General features: G+C 49.4%; 22 protein-coding genes and 4 pseudogenes. 9 read left to right on the top strand and 17 right to left on the bottom strand.

The window, feature by feature from the left end; translation table 11 throughout:
• Position 1: 1 nt before the first annotated feature.
• From JO375_RS03840 to JO375_RS03820, 5 genes are all read right to left on the bottom strand, one after another.
• A complete protein-coding gene (locus JO375_RS03840) occupies positions 2–787 on the bottom strand; it encodes an SDR family NAD(P)-dependent oxidoreductase (protein ID WP_229523213.1) in 786 nt (261 codons plus the stop codon).
• 146 nt (positions 788–933) lie between these two features.
• Positions 934–1,554, bottom strand: a complete 621-nt coding sequence (locus JO375_RS03835) for a TetR/AcrR family transcriptional regulator (RefSeq protein ID WP_229523212.1) — start codon at positions 1,552–1,554, stop codon at positions 934–936.
• Between the two features lie 221 nt (positions 1,555–1,775).
• Complete coding sequence (locus tag JO375_RS03830; RefSeq protein ID WP_229523296.1) at positions 1,776–2,411, bottom strand: NAD(P)-dependent oxidoreductase; 636 nt, start codon at positions 2,409–2,411, stop codon at positions 1,776–1,778.
• 29 nt (positions 2,412–2,440) lie between these two features.
• The gene (locus tag JO375_RS03825) at positions 2,441–3,472 is read right to left on the bottom strand and encodes an MBL fold metallo-hydrolase (protein ID WP_229523211.1); all 1,032 of its coding nucleotides are present in this window, start codon (positions 3,470–3,472) and stop codon (positions 2,441–2,443) included.
• A 23-nt stretch (positions 3,473–3,495) separates the two neighbouring features.
• Positions 3,496–4,281 carry a class I SAM-dependent methyltransferase gene (locus tag JO375_RS03820; protein WP_229523210.1) on the bottom strand — a complete coding sequence of 262 codons (786 nt, stop codon included), beginning with the start codon at positions 4,279–4,281 and terminating at the stop codon, positions 3,496–3,498.
• A gap of 222 nt (positions 4,282–4,503) precedes the next feature.
• Between JO375_RS03820 and JO375_RS03815 the strand changes: the two genes are divergently transcribed.
• From JO375_RS03815 to JO375_RS03790, 7 genes and pseudogenes are all read left to right on the top strand, one after another.
• Positions 4,504–5,382 (top strand): DUF72 domain-containing protein, encoded by an 879-nt coding sequence (locus JO375_RS03815; protein ID WP_229523209.1) that lies wholly within the window; start codon positions 4,504–4,506, stop codon positions 5,380–5,382.
• Between the two features lie 177 nt (positions 5,383–5,559).
• Positions 5,560–5,691, top strand: a complete 132-nt coding sequence (locus JO375_RS24470; RefSeq protein WP_267497661.1) for a hypothetical protein — start codon at positions 5,560–5,562, stop codon at positions 5,689–5,691.
• A gap of 190 nt (positions 5,692–5,881) precedes the next feature.
• Positions 5,882–6,367 (top strand): annotated as a pseudogene (locus JO375_RS03810) (SGNH/GDSL hydrolase family protein); the annotation flags it as partial.
• A 306-nt stretch (positions 6,368–6,673) separates the two neighbouring features.
• The gene (locus JO375_RS03805) at positions 6,674–8,653 is read left to right on the top strand and encodes a methyl-accepting chemotaxis protein (protein ID WP_229523207.1); all 1,980 of its coding nucleotides are present in this window, start codon (positions 6,674–6,676) and stop codon (positions 8,651–8,653) included.
• A 56-nt stretch (positions 8,654–8,709) separates the two neighbouring features.
• Complete coding sequence (locus JO375_RS03800) at positions 8,710–8,886, top strand: YjfB family protein (RefSeq protein ID WP_229523206.1); 177 nt, start codon at positions 8,710–8,712, stop codon at positions 8,884–8,886.
• 185 nt (positions 8,887–9,071) lie between these two features.
• Positions 9,072–10,427, top strand: a complete 1,356-nt coding sequence (locus JO375_RS03795) for a dipeptidase (protein WP_229523205.1) — start codon at positions 9,072–9,074, stop codon at positions 10,425–10,427.
• Positions 10,428–10,665: 238 nt separating this feature from the next.
• Positions 10,666–10,920, top strand: a complete 255-nt coding sequence (locus tag JO375_RS03790) for a class I SAM-dependent methyltransferase (RefSeq protein WP_229523204.1) — start codon at positions 10,666–10,668, stop codon at positions 10,918–10,920.
• A 314-nt stretch (positions 10,921–11,234) separates the two neighbouring features.
• Here the strand turns inward: JO375_RS03790 and JO375_RS03785 are convergent, their stop codons facing one another.
• The 3 genes from JO375_RS03785 to JO375_RS03775 all read right to left on the bottom strand — a co-directional run bounded on the left by JO375_RS03785 (position 11,235) and on the right by JO375_RS03775 (position 13,570).
• Complete coding sequence (locus tag JO375_RS03785) at positions 11,235–11,726, bottom strand: hypothetical protein (protein ID WP_229523203.1); 492 nt, start codon at positions 11,724–11,726, stop codon at positions 11,235–11,237.
• A 146-nt stretch (positions 11,727–11,872) separates the two neighbouring features.
• Complete coding sequence (locus tag JO375_RS03780) at positions 11,873–12,346, bottom strand: hypothetical protein (protein ID WP_229523202.1); 474 nt, start codon at positions 12,344–12,346, stop codon at positions 11,873–11,875.
• Positions 12,347–13,342: 996 nt separating this feature from the next.
• The gene (locus tag JO375_RS03775; RefSeq protein WP_007431813.1) at positions 13,343–13,570 is read right to left on the bottom strand and encodes a helix-turn-helix domain-containing protein; all 228 of its coding nucleotides are present in this window, start codon (positions 13,568–13,570) and stop codon (positions 13,343–13,345) included.
• Between the two features lie 303 nt (positions 13,571–13,873).
• Between JO375_RS03775 and JO375_RS03770 the strand changes: the two genes are divergently transcribed.
• Both JO375_RS03770 and JO375_RS03765 read left to right on the top strand, forming a co-directional pair.
• Positions 13,874–14,281 (top strand): imelysin family protein, encoded by a 408-nt coding sequence (locus tag JO375_RS03770; protein WP_229523201.1) that lies wholly within the window; start codon positions 13,874–13,876, stop codon positions 14,279–14,281.
• A 70-nt stretch (positions 14,282–14,351) separates the two neighbouring features.
• Positions 14,352–14,652, top strand: a pseudogene (locus JO375_RS03765) (iron permease); the annotation flags it as partial.
• Between the two features lie 87 nt (positions 14,653–14,739).
• On the opposite strand, the gene JO375_RS03760 reads toward JO375_RS03765, so the two are convergent.
• From JO375_RS03760 to JO375_RS03720, 9 genes and pseudogenes are all read right to left on the bottom strand, one after another.
• Positions 14,740–16,149 (bottom strand): type III PLP-dependent enzyme domain-containing protein, encoded by a 1,410-nt coding sequence (locus JO375_RS03760; protein WP_229523200.1) that lies wholly within the window; start codon positions 16,147–16,149, stop codon positions 14,740–14,742.
• A 54-nt stretch (positions 16,150–16,203) separates the two neighbouring features.
• A pseudogene (locus JO375_RS03755) lies at positions 16,204–16,386 on the bottom strand (gfo/Idh/MocA family oxidoreductase); the annotation flags it as partial.
• Complete coding sequence (locus JO375_RS03750) at positions 16,374–16,715, bottom strand: hypothetical protein (protein ID WP_229523198.1); 342 nt, start codon at positions 16,713–16,715, stop codon at positions 16,374–16,376. The pseudogene JO375_RS03755 and the gene JO375_RS03750, both read right to left, overlap by 13 nt.
• The gene (locus tag JO375_RS03745) at positions 16,699–17,067 is read right to left on the bottom strand and encodes a hypothetical protein (protein ID WP_229523197.1); all 369 of its coding nucleotides are present in this window, start codon (positions 17,065–17,067) and stop codon (positions 16,699–16,701) included. The genes JO375_RS03750 and JO375_RS03745 overlap by 17 nt, the downstream gene beginning before the upstream one ends.
• Before the next feature lie 162 nt (positions 17,068–17,229).
• On the bottom strand, positions 17,230–17,478 hold the full coding sequence (locus tag JO375_RS03740) for a hypothetical protein (protein WP_229523303.1): 249 nt from the start codon (positions 17,476–17,478) through the stop codon (positions 17,230–17,232).
• 94 nt (positions 17,479–17,572) lie between these two features.
• Positions 17,573–17,781 (bottom strand): annotated as a pseudogene (locus JO375_RS03735) (multidrug ABC transporter ATP-binding protein); the annotation flags it as partial.
• Positions 17,782–17,851: 70 nt separating this feature from the next.
• Positions 17,852–18,982 carry a hypothetical protein gene (locus JO375_RS03730; protein WP_229523196.1) on the bottom strand — a complete coding sequence of 377 codons (1,131 nt, stop codon included), beginning with the start codon at positions 18,980–18,982 and terminating at the stop codon, positions 17,852–17,854.
• Positions 18,975–19,220 (bottom strand): acyl carrier protein, encoded by a 246-nt coding sequence (locus JO375_RS03725; protein ID WP_229523195.1) that lies wholly within the window; start codon positions 19,218–19,220, stop codon positions 18,975–18,977. The genes JO375_RS03730 and JO375_RS03725 overlap by 8 nt, the downstream gene beginning before the upstream one ends.
• Positions 19,221–19,237: 17 nt before the next feature.
• Positions 19,238–20,614, bottom strand: coding sequence for a peptide ligase PGM1-related protein (locus JO375_RS03720; RefSeq protein ID WP_229523194.1), 1,377 nt, complete (start codon positions 20,612–20,614; stop codon positions 19,238–19,240).
• Between the last annotated feature and the right edge of the window lie 3 nt (positions 20,615–20,617).

Here is a 20,617-nt window from a genome sequence, read left to right as displayed (position 1 = left end):
ATTACTTTTGCGGACGAAGCGTACGCTCTACAATTCCCAATGTGGCTTGGCGGGAAAAAAATCTGGAAACCTGGGCAACCCAATAGTTTTGGCGACCGGATATAAGGTGACTTCTTCCCTTTTCAAATGCTTTCAGCGCGTTCTGTACCACTTTTTGTGGGGTTTCTCTAGAGCCCACGGAAGCTTCACTGGAGCCCACAACATCAAAAAATGCGGTTTCAGTGGCCCCCGGGCAAAGGGAAAGCACTTTTAGCCCTCGTTTTCGATTTTCGGCCCAAAGCGCTTCGCTAAAGGAAAGCACGAATGCTTTGGTTGCTCCATATACGGCCATATACGGATCGGGCTGAAATGCGGCTGTGGAAGAGACGTTGATAATTCCCCCATCCCGGTTGCGCAATAAATCAGGCATAAAAGCATGTGTAATATCTACTAATGCCGTGACATTGAGCATAATTTCCTCATGCTGCCGTTCTCCTGAAACCTGTTCAAAGTACCCATAGGTAGCAAAACCTGCATTGTTGATTAAAAGATCTACCTTCAGCTGGTGGTTTTGAACCTCCTGATGCAATGCCTGTGGCGCTCCTGCGGCGGAAAGATCAAGTGCAATCACGGTTGTCCTTACGTTGTATTGGGCGGAAAGCTCTTTGGCCAGCGCCTTTAATTTCGGTTCATTGCGTGCCACCAAAATAAGGTTGCATTTCTTGGCCGCAAGCGAATAGGCGAATGCCTCGCCAATACCGGATGAAGCCCCTGTGATCAGGGCCGTTTTTTTTGCATACATAAACATGATGATGACCTCCATAGTATCATTGTTTTATTTTAGAAACATCGTTACCAATACTGTATAATGAACTGAAGCCATCCCCGAGACGACCTCAGTACATTTCCTATTTTGGACCATTACAATTCTCAGATCATTACAATAGAAATGCCTTATTTACACGCAGCTAGTGTCTGCTTCAGTGTAAATGCATAAGTCTCTTGGGCCATCGCTGCATCCGAAAAATGACCCGCAAATTGAAGATGTATCACTCCATGCAGCGCTGACCACAGCATACGGACGACCAGCAGCGGGTCCCGCTCCTTCAATTGGCCCTGCTCCATAGCGCGCATGACGGTGTGCTGTAATCGGGACAGGGCTGTTGTTGTACCTGCCAGGCTCTGTTCATCCGGCTTGAAATCAGATAATTCCCCGCCAAACATCATTTTGTAATAGGCCGAATGGACCTGTGCAAATTCCCAGTACGCCCAGCCCAGAGCTTCCAGGTCAGCAAGTATGTTTTCGGTGACAGGTACTTGCTGAAAGGTTTGCGCCAGCAGCCGGCATCCATCCAAATACATTTCATTGGCCAGACCATCCTTGCTGCCAAAAATACTGTAAATTATCTTGGTTGAACAGCTTAATTTCTGCGCAATCCGCCGCACAGTCACGGCCTCGGGTCCCTCCTCTGCAAGAAGGATGCATGCGGTGTCAATAACATTTTTACGAAGCAATTGCTGCTGCTGAAGCTTCACTTCCGAATAGGTTTTATAGGGCTGCGACGACTCGGACATGATTCCATACACTTCCTTTAACTTATTTGAAGATTACTGTTGCTATTTTTAAAGATTATTGCTGCTATATAGAGAGAGGATTTTCGGAAACAATGTTTTCGTCAAGAATCATAGTATTCGAACCCAGGTTATTTGTCAAATAAAAAAGAACGCAAATCAGCATGTCTACTTACCGGGTTCGACCTGAATACTTGAGCATAAAGCTGTATTTCGCTTCACGATCAATAGGCTATGCCTACCCGTACACCTATATATTCGCGGCTCTCCCATTGCCGATAGGTAAAATCAGCCGTATCAGCGGTGGTAATTTGTGAGCCGCCTTCGGGCAACACGTTTTTTTCCACACGATAGATGCCTGTCCGTTCGCCATCTGGCAGATAGGTTGGACAGACAATCGTCCAATCCAGCACCGAATCACGCAGCAATTCGTACACCCGCCGATGCTCCTCTGCCGCACGGGTACTGCGTCGCCGGGTCTCGGAGGACTCATACCGATACAAGCCCGGTTCGATGCGGCTCTGCAAAATCCCTGCTGTCCCCACCGTAATAAGCCGGGCAACGGACCGCTCTTGCATGAGGCGGATCAGCAGGGCCATATTCACGGATAAGGTCGTCGTCCCATCCGTATTCAGCGCGCTGATCACAGCCGCCACACCGCCTTCAAGCGCTCGCGTAACATCCTCGGGACGGGTAGCATCCCCTCGTACTATCTGGAGCTGTCGCCCATATTTTAATACGTATTCCTCCAGCTTGCCCGGTGAGCGGACAAGGACCGTAACGGTATGACCATCCGCCAATGCATACTCCAATATATAACGTCCTACGCGGCCAGTCGCTCCTAGCAGCAACAGATTCATAGAAGCCTCTTTCCCGGCATACATGCCACTCATTTTGCTTGATTCGATAATGATTCCCGGTGAAGAGAGCAAAAGCGCGTAACAGGGTCCGACTCGCTCATCCTGACCCGATCACGGCGCACCAGCTCCACCAGATGAGCCAGTGTCTCCGACATGGCGAATCGCAGTTGGTGAATACCCAGCTTGTTGCTGAACACGGCTGTGCACAGCTGATAGGCGGTGCTCCCCTCGGGCTGGATCAACTGTTGGAATTGATCCAGCCGTTCTTCATGATGCGCCAGCAACGCTTGCGTCCGTTCATGAAAATCTCCAAACGGATGGCGATGCCCCGGGTACGCCCAGGATACCTCCAGCTCTCCCAGGCGCTGCAAGCCGTCTATATAAGAATGCAAGGGCTGGGTATCACTTCCCGGCAGCAGGCTTATATTCGGTGAAATCTGCGGCAAAACTGCATCACCGCACAGGATAACGCCGCTATTCGGCTCGTATAAGGACACATGCCCGGCTGCATGTCCTCCTGTCTGAATAGGCAGCCAGCTATGTCCACCCAGTTCCAGACAGGCTTCCCCTCCAACAGGAATAACGGTAATTTCAGGCTGCGGGTTCACTTGCGAATAGGCCTGCCGCATATGTGCTTCCAAGTCGGGCACCTGCTCCCGAGGGAAACCATGCCGGACAAAAAAGCCGGGAAGCCTGTGCTCCATAGCACCCATTGACTCTTGAGCGCCCCACATCATCATCGCTTCCTGGTGACTGCGAGCTGACATATGTACGCATGCCTGACTTTGCTGCTGCATCCAGCCTACCAGCCCGTAATGATCCGGGTGGTGATGAGTCACCACAATGTCCGAGACATCTCCAAAGGACATTCTCAGCTGCTGAAAGACATGCGCCCATTCTGCCTCTGTGTCCTGGTTGCGCGGACCAGGGTCTACAATCGTAAAACCATCCTGTCCCTTGAGCACGTAGCTGTTCACCCAGCGCAGCGGAAAGGACATGGATATTTTGACCTGAAAGCCTCCGTCTATCCACTCACAGGGTGTTAATTCTGGCATCTTCATGGCTCCCCTCCGCCTTCTTCGTCTCAAGCTCGCACGCCAACAAAGATCATCCGGGGCGAAGCATCCTCGATATATTGATCTTCATTATAGCTTCCGTGCAGCTGTTCTACAGACAATCCGGCTTGCTCCAGCAAGGTGCGGAACTTTTCATACGGGTAGAGCTTTACACGCTCGTGATACACACGTGCCGATTCCTCTCCTGCGGCAGTCGTATCCGGACCAGCGGCGGCTCTGGCCGTAACTGCCGATGCGGATGAGCGAATCGCGATCTGTTTTTTCACGAATCCATCTTCAATAACCCGATGCTCTTCAATCCAATTCCCGTCATCCTCGCGTGACGAATGCGGCACCAGATGTGCGGCTACATAGGCAGGGTTCAAATAATCTATGATAAAACGCCCCCCCGGCTTCAACAGCCGATGAATCTCCTTTAATACGCTAAGCTGCTCTTCATCCTGCTCAAAATAGCCAAAGGAGGTAAACAGATTCACTACTGCATCAAAGCGTTCATCCAGCGGCACCGCTCGCATATCCCCTTGATGCCAGCTTACCCGTCCTTCGGAATCGGCAGCACGTGCCTCTCTCAACAGCACATCGGACAGATCCACTCCCGTCACCTTATAGCCCGCATCGGCGAGCGCAAGGGAATGCCGTCCCATACCGCAGCATAAATCCAATACGCTGGAGCCTTGCGGCAATTTGACCCAGGAGATCATTTTCTGCACTTCCTGATAAGCTCCCTGAAAGTCGCGATGCTTGTATACCAATAAATAATCTTCCCCAAAGCTTTGCTCATACCATTCTCCCATATCGTTTCTCCTCCATGAACTCATTTCGCACTATTAAGTATTATATTAGCTTTTTCAAACTGGAAACTCAAAAACATTACGAATAAGGAACATGTTACAATCATCGTAGGATCAGGCTTAAACATTCATAGGAACTTCATGCCGTCATCCCATTTTATCATTAAAATGAATCAAGGGAACGCCTTTTGAGCGTATTCAAATTAGGAAGGGAGCAGCTAAGCTATGATGCAAATTGGACTAACCGGTTGGGGCGATCACGATGACCTGTACCCGCTCGGCACCAAAGCTAATCAAAAATTAAGCGTCTATGGAAGCCATTTTCCGGTGGTGGAGATGGATAGTTCTTTTTATGCAGTGCAGCCCACGGATCGCATGGCACGCTGGGCGGCCGAAACGCCTGACTCCTTTTCGTTTCTCGTCAAGGCTTATCAAGGCATGACCGGACATACACGCGGCAAACAGCCTTATTTTAAAACGATCGACGCCATGTATGAAGCATTGCATGCGTCCATACAGCCTCTTCGCGAAGCGGGCAAGCTCAAAGCGGTGCTATTTCAGTACCCTCCCTGGTTCGATTGTACACGCGAGAATGTCGCCGTACTGCGAGGCACGAAAAAAAGGATGGGAGAGGTCCCATCCGTACTTGAATTCAGACATCAAAGCTGGTTTACGCCCCATTTCCGCAAACAAACACTGGCATTCATGCGCGAGGAAGGCTGGATACACAGCGTATGTGATGAACCGCAGGCAGGGCCGGGCTCTGTGCCCATTGTACCGCAGGCTACAGACAGCAGTCTGACGATCGTGCGTCTCCACGGGCGAAATGCATCCGGCTGGAATCAAAGCGCTGCGCCCAATTGGCGGGAGGTTCGTTATTTGTATCGGTACAACGAGCAGGAATTGACCGAATGGCGAAACCGCTTGCTGGAGTTGGAGCAGCAAAGCCGGGAGATTTGTGTTATTTTCAACAATAATTCGGGAGGAGATGCCGCCGCTAACGCCAAACAGCTGATGACGATGCTCGGCATGGACCCCAAGCCTTTTCCGCCCCGCCAACCGCCTGAGGAGAACGAAGGACCGGAACAGCTTGAATTATTTTAAAGGAGGAGCTGTGGAAGCCAGATCAGGGAAAGCCTCTCTCAGCTTGCGCTCGTTAGCCAGCAAATGCAGGCCGTCAGGCAAATAACGCAACGCGTCCGGTTATGCTCATACGAAGCAGCCAGCTTGTCCAGATGGGCATATCAATGACTAAGCGCACATGGGGCAGCCAGGTGTAGCATGGCAGCAGAACAGGCCTTACATCCCAATCATGCTGCTGTTGCTCCAGTGCTTTTAATATTGTCATGCTCGACAAAGCAATTGATGGATCAAAAACATATTTGTGAAAAATTACTTAAAAATAGACTTTGAGATTTTCTGCCATCCCTTTTACAATATTACAGAAAAACAATTAAGTTTATATACTCCAAGGAGGATATTGAAAATGGCGTATAACAAAAGGCTGAAGACATATCCACTTGCAAAAGCAAAGTACATAAAGGTTCATGGTCGACATGGTCAAAAATGTCCGTGTTGGTCAAGGATGTCCAGCCTATGAGTTAGCATTACCTCGGGCGAAGGAACGATTGGAGCAAAAGAGGAAACAGACTGGATTCCCATGTTTGTTCACGGCACTCCATAATTATACAGCCATCACAGCCACAGCACTGAATGCGGATTATCGGGTGTTGTCACAAAGTGGATGGGGTGTCCTGACGAGTTGGGGTAATAATCCGCATGGGAATATACCGGCATATTATGAGCAGGTAGGCGGAATGCTCACCGGAAAGAGAGATGAAGCATTAGGAGCACTCTCCGATCATGATTTTACCTCATGGCGGCCGGATGTGGTCGTGGTGAATCTGGGGACTAATGACGGGGGAGCCTTCTATTCTCCTGCATGGACGGACCCAACAAGCGGGAAAGTGTACAAGCAGCGCTTGGGATGCCGGCAATCTACCGGGCAGTAGACACCTACAAGAAAAGAACGAAGGATCGGCATGTGTCCGTGTTCCAACTGCCCAATACGACGGAAGAAACGATAGGTTAAGCATGTGTTTCATTAGTTCCTAAGCCCCCCAATACTCCTTTGGCGCGATAGACGATCTCTCCCAGACCGTAGTCGGCACCACGCACAATTTCAACTGCATATGTATCACCAGCTTCGCCAATCAGCCCAATTGAACCACTACTCCATCCCTCCAGATTGCAAGATACTTCATGTTATGCAAAAAATAGTTTATGACATTAGCAGATTAACAATCATCTATCCATTCAATTTTAAAAAAAAGATATTAAATACGTATGATTTAAATATTAGAAATAAATACGCTTGTAGAAAGCAGGGGGTTTGATGAAACAACTGAAACATCTGAAAAATTTGACATTACGCAAAAAACTGACAGCAGCGTTCCTGCTGGTCATGCTCGTACCTAGTGTTATTGTCAGTTTGTTTTCCTTCCAAGCAGCATATAACCAAACGGAGCGTCAATTACTAGACAGTGCGACTACTAGCGTTACCGCATCCGATCGTGCAATTACCCAAACCATTCAAGCCAAAATCGCGGATATTGAATATTATTCTACTACGATAACCGTTAGTGATAGCAGTACAGAAGCAGATGAAGACATTCTCAAAAGGTTACAAGTGTATTTGAAAATGCATGCGGAAGCTACCGACATGTTTGTAGGAACTCCTGAAGGAAAGCTCATCATTGGCAAAGCCAGCAGGTTTACAAACGATCCTCGTGAGCGCCCTTGGTACAAGCAAGCGATGGAAAAGCCTGGACAGACTGTAGTCAGTCCTGTCGAACTCAATTCGAGCAAGGTGCCCGTTGTCTATATTTCACGTACACTTCCCGCTAATAGCGGTGTTCTAGGCCTCTCCCTTAATTTGGGTAATTTAAGAGAAATTACTGATTTAAAAATTGGGGAAAATGGTTATATCATGTTACTTGATAGTACCAAACGTATCGTTACCCACCCGACAGAAATCAGCGGAAGTACGAAAATGGGTGAAATGCTGCCACATCTGTTTGCTTCCAAGGAAGGCAGCTTTGATTATGATCTGAATGGCGTAACCAAAAAACTGATTTTCAAAACCAATGCGTTGACAGGCTGGAAAATTGCCGGAACGATGGACCAAGCGGAAACGAGCGCCTCCGCCCAACCGATACTCATTAGGACAATCGTTGTGCTGGTGATTTCAGCGATCATCATTGGTATGCTGGCCTTGTGGATGATCAACAGTATACTCAAGCCGATTCAAAGATTGCGTAATTCCATGAATGCAATCAGCCAAGGGAATCTTTCCATCGATGTTGCGACTTCAAGCAAGGATGAAATCGGAGATCTATCAAGGTATTTTCAACAAATGGTGGATAACCTGCGCAACATGATCCGGGAAATTCAAGCGATGACAGGCAATCTGTCTGTCTCCTCGCAGGAGCTTGCCGCAGGTGCGGAACAAACGACCCGTGCCATTGAGCACGTGACTGTTGCAATTCAGGATGTGGCTGCAGGCAGTGAACGCCAAGTGGGCAGCGCTAAAGCTAATCAGGAACGAGTTGGCAGTATGTCCGCTGACATTACGGCTATGACTGCCACCATGGCTGAAATGTCCACTTATTCTGCACAGGCCATTGAGGCATCGGATACAGGCAGTGAGCATATCGGCAATAGTGTCGTTTCCATTGACGGCATTCGCACAACGGTGGAAGAGCTTGATACGATTATCAGTGCTTTGAGTGACCGTTCCGGGCGGATCGGAACGATTGTCACCGTCATTACGGAAATCGCCAGTCAGACCAATCTGCTTGCGCTGAACGCTTCCATTGAAGCCGCACGCGCAGGGGATCACGGCAAAGGATTTGCTGTCGTAGCGACCGAGGTGCGCAAGCTGGCTGAAAACTCAGCTTATTCTGCACAGCAAATTCGTGAACAAATTCAAGGAATCCAAAGCGGTGTATCTGAGGCTCTGATCGCTATGGAGTCCGCTAAAGAACGCGTCAATGAAGGTATCAATTCCATTGACCTGTCCGGCCGCTCCTTTGCTCGTATCCGTAGAGCCGTTGCTAAATCGGCGAAGCAGCTTGATAACGTTGCTGCTTCTACCGCCGGGGTCGCAGAAGGAACCAGCACCGTCGTTAGCAGCATGGAGGAGATTACACGCATCGCTGAGGAGGCGGCCTCCCATACGGAGACCGTGTCCGCTGCCGCAGAGGAACAGCTCGCCTCGATGGAAGAGATCGGTTCGTCCGCTGCAGATTTGACCCGTCTGGCCGAACAGCTTCAAGATTTGCTGCACCAATTCCAACTGGATGAAACAAAATAACCGTTTCTACCGATATATACTGAGAAAGAGTTTTTACCTAGAAGGAGGGTTGGAACATGGATTTCGCAGCATTATCGACAGGTATGAGTCAGGCCAGCTTGGCTCAAGCCGCGAGTATAAAGGTTGCTGCTCTGGCCAAGGATCAAGCCAATGAGCAAGGGCAAGCACTGATACAGATGATGGAAAAAAGCGTACAGCCTCATCTCGGTGGTCAACTGGACATTCGAGTGTAAATGCATCAACTTCTTGATTAAAGCGATTCTGCTCAAGTCTGGACAGACTTGGGCAGAATCGCTTTTTTGATCTGCCATTTTTCGTTCAATGCAAAACGTAGTAAACTGGACATATCGCCCACGACCTCGGTTCGAGGATACAGCAAAATTCGCACGATTACCAGTACAAAGGAGGATACAACTTTATGAGTTATTCCGCTTATTTTGAACAAGCCAGAGAGCAGCAACTGAATGAGCTGAAGGAATGGTTGTCCATTCCGAGTATTTCCGCATTATCGGAGCATAAAAAGGACATTCATCAGGCTGCCGAATGGCTGGCTGCCAAACTGACTGCTGCCGGTCTGGAAAACGTCGAAATAATCCCGACCAAAGGCCACCCGCTCGTGTACGCTGATCATTTGCATGAGCCTGGTAAACCAACCATCCTCGTATACGGCCATTACGATGTACAGCCCGTTGATCCGCTTCACCTGTGGGAGACTCCTCCGTTTGAACCTTCTATCCGTGATGGAAAATTGTATGCGCGTGGAGCGACAGACGACAAGGGTCAGGTGTTCCTGCACATGAAAGCGGTTGAGGCCATTTTGAAGCAAGAGGGCAAGCTGCCGCTGAACATCAAATTCTGCATTGAAGGCGAAGAAGAGGTGTCCAGCCCGAACCTGCTTGAGTTTTTGCAAACCGGGGCTGAGCGTCTGACTGCCGACGCTGTACTAGTATCCGATACCTCCCTGATCGAAAAAGGGAAGCCTGCCATTTGCACAGGCCTGCGCGGACTGTGCTCACTGGAGGTTGCTGTTCACACGGCCAATACAGACCTGCATTCCGGCTCTTTTGGCGGGGGCGTGCCAAATGCTCTGCATGCCATGGTGTCCTTGCTGGCAACCCTGCATGACGATAAAGGCCGCGTGAGCGTCCCAGGATTTTACGATGATGTTGTGCCGCTATCAGAAGAGATGAGAACAGAATTTCTTAAACAGGGCTTCAGTGAAAGCAAGCTGCAGCAGGAGCTTGCGCTTGATTCTCTGTATGGCGAGGAAGGTTACAGCTTCGTCGAGCGCGTCGGAGCGCGTCCGACACTGGAGCTGAACGGCGTGTACGGCGGATTCCAGGGTGAAGGCACGAAAACGGTCATTCCGAAGGAAGCTCATGCGAAAATTACATGCCGCCTGGTGGCGAATCAGAATCCACAGGACATTCTGAACAAGATCGAGCGCCATTTGCGCGCCCATGTTCAGCCAGGGGCTAGGCTGGAAATCCAGCAGGGCGAGAAAGCAAATGCCTTTAACATTGACCCGTCACACGCATTTTTGCAAGCGGCAGCGGATGCTTTTGAGAAAGTGTACGGTGTGCGTGCCCTGTTTACCAAAGATGGCGGCTCCATTCCAATCGTCGAAACCTTTTCTCGTGTCCTAGCTGCTCCGGTTGTCTTGATGGGCTTTGGCTTGCCGGATGAAAACCTGCATGCACCAAACGAGCATTTTAATTTGGAGAATTTCGACAAAGGCTTGTTAACCATTGTAGAGTTCTTGAAATCGGTATAAGCATACCCATTTTTATCCATATGCCACAATAGAGAGGGCGAAAACCCTTTCTATTTTTTTGAGGGAGTGCTGCACCATATGATTATCCAATTCATTCGTTTATGCGTATGGTGGAAAGTAAAGCCTCCTATGTAGTAATCAACATTGCTACGATCTATCCAGACACGGGTATGTTCATTTATCCCCCCGGGCCTACAAGACCAAATATGATAAACAATTGTTAACCTCCAGAAGAAAGATGTGCAATAGCGGATTTTTCGAGCCCTTAAATGAAGCCATTAGCAGCCATCTGATGGAATTTATGAAGCCCTTATCCGGCCGCAAAATACATTGTTATTTGCTGGATGCGGGTTGCGAGGAAGGCTCTCATCTGAGCCACATTCAGGAAATGCTAACCCGGAGAGGAGTCAGTGAGCTTACTGGCGTAGGGATGGATGTCTCTCTGGTACGTTGCCGATCTGGCTCATTGTCCTTTTGCAAGTCAACAATTTGACGGTATACTCAAAATTTTATCTCCCTCCAATTATGCTGAATTTACAAGGGTGCTCACAGAGGAGGGCTGCATCCTGAAGGTCATCCCAGAGCAATGTTTAATTCATATGACCCCCTTAACGTGGGGAGCTGCGGAAGCAGATTGGCTTCGAGTGAAGGTTCCCGATCCCTCGTGAAGCGGCTGTCCGGCTAAAGCAGCGTTTGCTCGCAGATCGGGTAACGGGTTTATTCTGCAACCAATCAGCTTTAGCACCTACAGCATTCGAATGATTTCCTTGAATGAAATCCACCTTCCTTAATAAAAAAACAACCGGCTTATACGCCAGTTGTTTCCCGTTCCACAAAATATTTATTCGTCATATAATGAGCCTTGCCTCTAGAAGTGTCAACCAATCCCTTTTTGTTATCGAGAAAGACAATCTCCCGACATTTTGTGCAGTACCACTTGGTCCGCTTAATCGGGGATTCTGTTACATACGATGTGCCACATTTGCAGTCTACTTTAATCAAGGTTTCTGTTGATTTGTAAGCCTGGGACAGCTCTCTTAAGCTTGTATCCGGCTGTTGAATCGGGATAATGACCTCCTGATAGCTTGAAGATTGATTATGGACTTTAAAATCGGCCACCAGTTCCGCGTGCAGTCCAAAGTACTCTTTGCCAATCTCGGTTACAAATTTTTTGCCAATTCTGTAACACTCAAGCCATTCCTGTATCTGTTGATTAGACAAAGGCACTGTGCCCTTGATACCGCTGTTTAATGTGTAGGTCATGATGTATAAAGTATCATCTTGTCTATGTCCGTACATGAGAAGCCTCCTTATAATACACTTGATAATGTACTACAAAGCGCAAAAAACATCAATTTTATTATTTGGCAAATGACTATAGCTGAATTTATAAAGTTCATGGATCGGGAAATACAGCACAAGGCAACTGACAATACTCAGCTGCTCTATCTTTCCACATAGTACTTGTTTGTCATATACCACGCTCTGCCTCTTTCCGTATCCACCTGCCCCTTCTTGCGATCCAGAAATACAATGTTATTACATTCCCTGCAGGACCACTTGGTTCTTTTGTGCGGTGACTCCTCTATATAGGAAGCTCCACATTTACACTCTACCTGAATTAACGTTTTGTATTGATTGTATGCATCTACCAGCGGGTCTACATCTACAGCCTTGCGTTCCATTGCAGGCTGTATTATGGAGATGTGCTCTCTCTGCTCCGAGTATTGATTATGTACCTTAAAATCTGCTACCAACTCAGGGTTTAAACCAAAATACTGTTTACCCACCACCGTTACAAACTTGCTGCCAATTTGATACGCTTTGATCCACTCCTGCACCTGCTTACTGGAAAGGTAGACCGTTCCCTTTATACCGCTGTTGAGCGTATAGGTCATCGAATGTTGGTTGGGTGTCATAGGCCTTCTTTTTACCTCCTGTATAGAATATGCACAGGTAGCTCCAGGGAAAAGCTTCTTCCTGCTACCTGAGCATGAGCTTTTCTATCTTATGTAATATTCAAAAACTAATCCGTCTTCTATGCTATCGATATCCTGGATACTGATTTTGCAGGGGCTATATTTGTAAGCTGCATTTATATTCCCAGCCTATCACCAGATGCATTTCTACTCTTGTATAAATTTGTGGTACAGCCTTCAGTAGTGATTATTCGCGTGTGAGCCGTCGCATGGCCTTGTGGTAGTTTCTTCCTTTCTTATATAGTACAACACCTACGCACAAATTCCTACATATTTAGACGGTTTAAGCGTATTATTTTTCTACGTCTCCTTGAAATGTAAATATCTTTATTCTAAATATCGGGGCGCTTGGTCAACACGAGCTGCAAATAATAATTTAAAGCCATAACCCGTTAATTCCTTGCCCCCTTCATCCGAGTCGTTTTGTCTTGGTGGAGGCGATAAAAAGCAAGCTCTAGCAACCAATTGCGCTTAATTGGAGGACATAGCGGTTATTCAGGAGTATGATAATCCGCAAGAAGCCTGGAACAGGTATAAGTATTTACACAGATTACATCCAATGCGTGAATTATACGTATTTCATACCAGCCGAACGAATGTAGAGGTTGTTGAAGAATTCTTTTCAGGAGTACGGCAGCGTACATGAAGATACATCTCCATCATGGGTTGCCTATCGTCTCTCTAACCTTAACACACAACGATCAAACGATTCTTTTTGCAGAACATCCTTTTGGATTCAGGATGTGCAGCAACGGTATTTGATACAGATTTACTTGCTCAAATTGGAACGATCAAGGATAGCTAACTGCCAGGAACAGCTCAGCTCCAGAGCCATGATGTTTAAACTACATATGATCAAAACAAAAAGCCTTCCCAACTATCCTTCACTGCTAAAGGATCATCGAGAAGACTTTGTACCCCGCAAGGAACAAGAGGTCAGATTTTTAATTCTCCAAGTCTAATTAATTCCACGACCGCCTGTGAACGACCTTTTACGTTCAATTTCTGCATTACATTTGAAATATGATTACGCACCGTCTTCTCACTAATAAATAGTTGTCCGGCGATGTCACGCGTCGTTTTGTCCTGCACAAGCAGTTCAAATACTTCACGCTCACGGTGAGTTAACAAAAACTTGTTTTTGTGGTCGTTACCCTTCGTCAATTTCACCCCTCCTTGCCCGGGTTTTGTGTGGTGTAACAAGGTTAAGGGATACAGTCAACACATTTTATGTCATGTGCTCAGGTATGGTTCAATATGGGGATAAAAATGGGCATAGGCTCCTTATTCGCAACCCTTAAGGACGGGTTGAATTTTGTGTCTAATTTATGTATTGACAGGCATATGGGCCAGCCTTAAAAAACTTAGACTGATAGTTATCAAAAAAAATATTTCGATATTAATATTGCTCAACAACAATGATATAGGGCCAGTTTGCCTAGCAAGGGTGTCATTCACGCTGAAACTATGTTATTGCCGTACCGGCCGGAGTGCTGGTCTCCTCTATTCTGTTCGCAGGCTGCGGACAAACCGGAACTATTGTCCCAGCAGCCCGCTGCTGCGACCAAAGATGCGGGGGCGAACACACAGGCAACGACTCCGGCAGCTACTGCTCCTAATTTTGATCAAGCGGCTGCTGCTTACCGCGCCTATGCAGTTGAGCAATGTGATACGTTTGTGGAGAAGACAGAAGAATTTACGAATACGGTCAAAGCTGGCGGTCTGTACAAGGCCAAGGCGCTGTACGCTCCTGCACGTATATACTATGAACGGATTGAACCGATTGCGGAAGCACTGGGCGAACTGAACCTGAATATCGTCGCTCGCGACGGTGATGTGGATGCGGCTGATTGGTTGCGGCTTCCACCGTATTGAAAAAACATTACGGGAAGCGAACACAACCAAAGGATTGGATGAGTTTTCCGATCGTCTGCTGAGTGATGCCCTGGTCGTCCTAGCATTTGCAATCATCAAATTCAGTGTGCGCTTGCCGATTCGCGCCTTTTTCCTGACTGCTACTGTGCTGATTTATTATCTTGTATTCCGATTTTTGGGTGAAAGCATTCATTCGCTTCAGGTCGTTGGCAAGCTTCCGGGACACACGGCCTCCACACTCCGATCCATTAGCTGGCTGGGAATGTATCTGATCTGTGAAACGTTTGTCCCCCAAGTCGCTGTACTGATCTTCAATCTTCATGGTGTGGCAGCTCGTGCGTCAGGAAATGCGCAGCGCCAAGCAGCGCTAAGTTCAATTCACTCAGCTTCCAACGTAAAAAAGCGCCAAAACACAGAGCTGATTGTATCGACTCCGACGGTTTTGGCGTTATTTCTGCTTATAGCACGCTTCCCGGCACAACATCCTCCGGCAGTGGAATCATACGCTGATGATGCAGCAAATCCGCGCGGTCACCGTGTTTACGAATCACATACACCTCTCCGCGAAAATCAAGCAGTTCCATCGGAGTCGCATGTCCCAGAAAATGCAACGGACTATAGCTTAATCCATAAGCTCCTGCGTTTGGAAAGACAATATAGTCGCCCTCCTGAATCGGGGGAAGCTGCGCTTTTTTTACCATACAATCCTCGGGTGTACAAAGTGGACCGACAATGCTTACCGTTTCCAGCTCCATCGCCGCGTCTGCCGGAAGCTCACTTATTTGGCTTGCAAACTCCCCTAACGGCTGTTCGGCGGTAATCCTCTCCTGAACAGAAGTGTTTTTCTGCTCCGTATGTCTGTTAGGGCCCATTTCCCGTTCATTCGCTTGTCTGCGCATAATTTGCACAGGGTAGTTGTCCCGAAGTCGGCGTCCCCGAAAGGTAGCCGAGACATAATGATTCATGCCGCCATCCGCTACCACAAACTTCTCTCCCTTGGACTCCTTGGTATACAAGGCCCGGCAAACATACTTGCCCGCTTGAGCGACCAGATATCTGCCGCTTTCGATAATTAGAGAGACCCCCGGCATATGGGATCGGGTTTGCTCCGCAAGCTCGTTCAGTCCGTCGATGACCTGCTCCATATCAAGCGGCTGCTCATGAGCAAAATATGGCACACCAAAACCGCCGCCCAAATTCACCGTACGCATCGCAACACCATATCGGGCTTGTACTCGTTCCGCCAGCTGCAGGGTGTTAGCAAATGAAGCCAGAATTTGATCCGCTTTTAGCATTTGCGTGCCTGTATATACCTGGATGCCTTGAAAATATACATGTGGACAATTTTCCAGCATTTCAAAAAAGGGATCGAGCTCCCCTTCATCGACACCAAAAGGACGAGGAACACCGCCCATTTTAATCGTCGCTCCCGACAGATCGTTATCGGGATTGATGCGAACTGCAGCCCTGACAAACAAGCCCGCTTGAGCGGCAATATCCTCCAGTAGCTGCAGCTCACGCACCGATTCGACATGAATGCAGCCGATTCCACAGGCGACCGCCTCGCTCAGTTCAGCTGCCGTTTTTCCGGGTCCGGCGTACAACACATCTTCCGCGGCATATCCAGCCTCCATGGCGACGAACAATTCCCCGGCTGACGCGATCTCGACGCCGCAGCCCAGCGAGCGCAGCAATCCCGCCAAGGCTACATTGCCATTAGCCTTAAGCGCATAATGCACACGCACAGCCGGGTGCAGCCGGGCCAGCAGCGAGCTGACATGAGCATGCATCGCGTCCCCGTCATAATAGTAAAATGGCGTCGGATGCCCACCAAAGCGCTCCAGCAAGGCCTCGTCCTTTTTAACCATTCGCTCCAATTCCCCTCTCTTCGCTTTTCTATCCTCAAGATGAATGCAAAGTACTCATACTGCATAGATGGTCTCGCCTGAACGTGCAGCTTCATGAATGGCTGCCAGCAGCCTGACGCGTTCAGCGGCCTCGCGGAACGGGATCGGCTCTGTTTCGCCCCGGATGATGCTGCAAAAGGCCTCCAACTGATTGACATAATAGTTCATAGGCTCGAAAACGGTTTTCATTGTGGATGAGTGGAGGGGAGTGGAGTACCGAACGAATCCGTCAGGCTGCCTCCACCAGGCTTACAGACGATGGCCTGGGCATAACACGCCCGATCCAGCATGCTATGATATTCCGTTCCAACCTGATACACGGTCTTTTCACCCGTTTTGACCTCTCCAAAAGGTGGAAACGTATGCTCACCGGCTTCTTTTCGCTGCCATGTTCTCCATTGCGGGTCCATCCGAAAATAGCGTATACTGTCCCGCTGCCCATACGGTTGATCCTGATCATACAACAGCAAATCCAGCTCCCAGCTGGCCTCTTTCAACTGTCCAATCTTGTCAGGGTATGTGCCCATGCCCTAACCGCCGCCATGTACGAACAAGCGGGATTGCCGTGCTTACCAAGGAACATGTTCTGCAACCGGAATAAGCGACCAGTTCCAAATAAAGACGGCCCTTTCCTCGCGGCCGTTCGGTTCTGTCAGTTTCTTTTTTAACACCGACGATCTGCTTGGAAGCGCCATCCCCTTCGGGTCCGCCCTCTTCGGGACTAATCCCGCTCACGCGAATCTGCTTAGCGGATACTCTGCCCCCGCGCCCGGTTGCATTTCTGCTCGGCTTGCCCGGATAGCCTGCAATCCTGTTTTCCCCATCCCGTCCACCGGTGTTCACATATAACGTATTGGCACCCAGCGGTGGCTGGTGCAATGTGATTCCCCAGGCGCGAGCGGCCTCTTCCACATGCGGCAAGCACGCGACATGACGGAAAACTGGACGAACTTCCAGTACAGCCTGATATAACGTACAACGTTTTGGAAAACATTTTTCATGTTAGCCTTCCACCGAGACAAAACGTTTGACCCTGGCTTGCTACACCCAGCGTGATACCACCGCCAAGACGGCAATCCACAGCCATTGCACGCCAATGCCTTTGGCAGCTTCCAGCATGGTTAGCTTGCCTGTTAACGCGTTCACCGGAAAAAATACAGTGTAGCTGAACAGCAGCACGATGAACAGGCGGGCCAAAGCATCTCCAAAAATCGTCAGCGGGAACACCGTACCGCTAGCTACGTAAATAACCAGCGACAGTGTGTAAAACAGTCCTGCTGATTCCGTCACTCAGAAGGCTATGCCGCTGAGCGCGTAATAGACTACAAAATGGAGCACAAGCGCTCCCGGCAACGCCAATATGTAAAGCAGGACATACGGCAGCCTCGTCCAGCGCCTCCTTATAGCGCCTTTCATCTATTTCGTAAATAAGCTTATTAGCTCAAACGACTCGCTGGCGGGCAAATCCCACCAGAGCTGGTTTTTCTGCCCCATGACGATGGAGAACTGACGTTTGAATTCCTTTTGCCGCTTCCACGGACTAAAGCCGAGCATCGATGCTTCCCCGTCACTGGGATGGAGAATGCCGGACGGCAATGAATTCCCCTCCTCTTTCCTCTGTCCGTGACATCTTGATGAGCATGCCTGATACGACTGGCCTGAACTACCCGGCTGCTTGCTCCGCTAAAATCATTAATTTCTCCAGCATATACCGCTGTCTTTCAATCAGATTCAGGGCACGCTCCATAATCTCAGGTATCCGGTGCCTGCGCAGCTGGAGGCCTGTTTTGTAAATATGCAAATTGAGCTTATGCCAATCCGCATACAGCGACTGTGCTAATTCGGCGACATGCTGTGCTTGCGGTCCCAGCGTAGCCTGATGCAGCAGGCAATAATCAGCCGCATAGTCCGCTAAATGAAGGGCACTCCCCAGACGCAGATTGTAATAGATTTCATGACAGTATATCCGGAAATCCTGGTCCTCCATGTCGGTCAGCAGGCGGAAGTCATCGACAAATGCCCGGTAGCCCGCATCCCCCCGCTTGACCTGCTTGCCTGTTGTCCCCTTTTCAGGCCGATTTCCTGGCTCATCAGACGAAGGTACGTCTCTCCAGATCGCTTCTTGTCCAGTCACATACTGACGAATATGGTGCGCACACGCAGTATGCAGCTCGCCGGGCGAAAGCCGGACAGGCTGCTCCACCAGCCAGGCATACTCAATAATCCCCTGCATCAAATCATCGAGACGGGCCGGTCCCACGTAGGTCATAGCTTTTCCCGAGGAATCCAGCAGAAAGCTGTCATTGACCTGTGCCGTCCGCGCCTGCAAGTCCAATCCGCAGAGCTCAATCACATGGCCCCTTGGGTAATTTTTCACATATACATCGTGATAAGTTAAAGTGGTGCTTGACGTATGCAGCATCGTGCCGTAGCCTGATGTGAACACCCGCAGCAGATCACCTTCATTGCTTACCCCGGCGGCCCACGGCTCCACCCGAATAACAGGCCCGCCACTGGCCGCCATTTCTTGAAGCTGTTCCGGGTATTTCTCCGGTCCGAAGCGCTTTAAATCTCCGCTATACTCCGCGCACATGCTTCCACACAGCATGAACAGCTCGGACTCTGCCATGCTCACCCCATAGCGCTGCAATGAAGTGCGCAGAGAAGAATAAACACAATGTTTCCCCGGAAGGGCGTTGGCTACGTTTGCGACAGCGTGGTTCACCATGGAACCATGGCAGTTACCCTTGCCGGATTCCTGCACGGCTCCGTTCTTTGCGGGGCCCTTATGCATATTTATCCAACAGACGTTCAATGCCTTGTAGTGTAGATAGATGCTCCAGCACCAAATCGTCGTCCTCCATCGTAATATCAAGCTCATTTTCCAGTTCCACAATCAATTCAACAGCAGATAGGGAATTCAATCCCAAGGTTCGCAAGTCCTGATCTGGGGCCAGCTGTCCAAGCTCACCCGGTGCCAGCTTCAACACCTTTTCCAGCAAGGGTACTATATGGTATACATCTGTTTTCATGATCAATTCCTCCTTAATTATGAGCATCCTAATCCGGCGATAACCCCTTCCAGCTTGTGCGCATAGGCTTCGGCCTCTTGCCAGCTGTTTGCCAGAATAAGTGTAAAAATCCGGTTCACATAACCCCGTTTTACAGGAACACCCGATAAGGTGCCCGCTGTATAAACAAATACCCCTTCAGGGCGTTCCGGTGTATAAAGCAAGCCCTGCTCCGCAAGTAAACCACACAGGCGGCTATAGGTAAGGGGCTTAGGAGTAACGTTGCGGTAGTAGCGGGACAACGTTTTACGCTGCTCGCCCAAGACAGAGGACAGGAACGAGATATAAGTGGACAGGGTAAATCTGCCGTTAATCTCGATCACCGGAACCAGCAATCCGCTATCATCCACAAAGCCGTCAATGGAGGCCATACCTGTATATCCGATGGAATACAGATAGGTTCCCAACTGACAGGCGCATCGTCTGACTTCTTCCTGTAGGTCAGCACCAATATCAGCCGGAAGCTGAGACCCGATATATACAGTGCCATCGACATTTTGCTTCTTTAATGAAAACATCGTCACACCGCCGCTCTCGTCGATACAGAGCTGGTAGTTCAGATCCATCTGTTTGCTGTGCCAGCGCTCCACCAGCCAGCCTCCAGAGGATGGTGACGAGCCGCCAAAGCGCCTCATTACACTCAGCAGTGTATCCAGCTTGGACAACTCGTCCAGCATATACATGCCTTGGCCCGAGGCACCATGCGGCTGCTTGATCACCAGCTTCACGGGTCCGTCCGATAAGTCGGCTAGTCTGGCGCATTCCCTGCGAATGGCCGCCTCGTCTTCGCATACTGCCCCTTCACTGACGGCAAAACCGAGCTTTTGTGCGGTCAGGCGGCTGAATATTTTATCATTCACCCGAGCACTGACCGGGGATGGAGCGCCGATCAGCTCCAAACCGCAGCGCTCTGCAATCGCTTCCTCCTGCGGCGTGACCGCATAAGGAACAAGCCAGGCCTTGGTTCCGCCGCTGCGGTAGCCCGCTTCCGCAACCGCTCGTAATCGTGCCAAAAGCGCATCGTCCGCCAGCACCAGCTCTGCAATCGGCGTTAGCGGATCCGAAGGCTCCGGCACTTCGATCCGCGGCAGGCTAAAGCCCAACCGTTGAAGCATGTTTAGAAAAGCCTCATCCGGCTTTTCACGCAGGATAATGATGTCCTGGCTTCGACACAGCAGGAGATTCATTTCCTCCATCCGGTTTACCACTTGCTGCTCATCTCCGTCCACCATCCCCGCTTTGCGGGGGGACGGATGCCATACCTGCTCTGCACCGATATTGAACAGCCAAATCAGGACTCCATGATCTCGTTCATTAGCAAGCGCTTCCACAAGGTGAATCGTTTTGGTCGTCACTTT

It is taken from the genome of Paenibacillus farraposensis (genome assembly GCF_020736845.1).
GTDB classification, from domain to species: Bacteria; Bacillota; Bacilli; order Paenibacillales; family Paenibacillaceae; genus Paenibacillus; species Paenibacillus farraposensis.
This window is presented reverse-complemented; position numbering and strand designations above follow the sequence as displayed.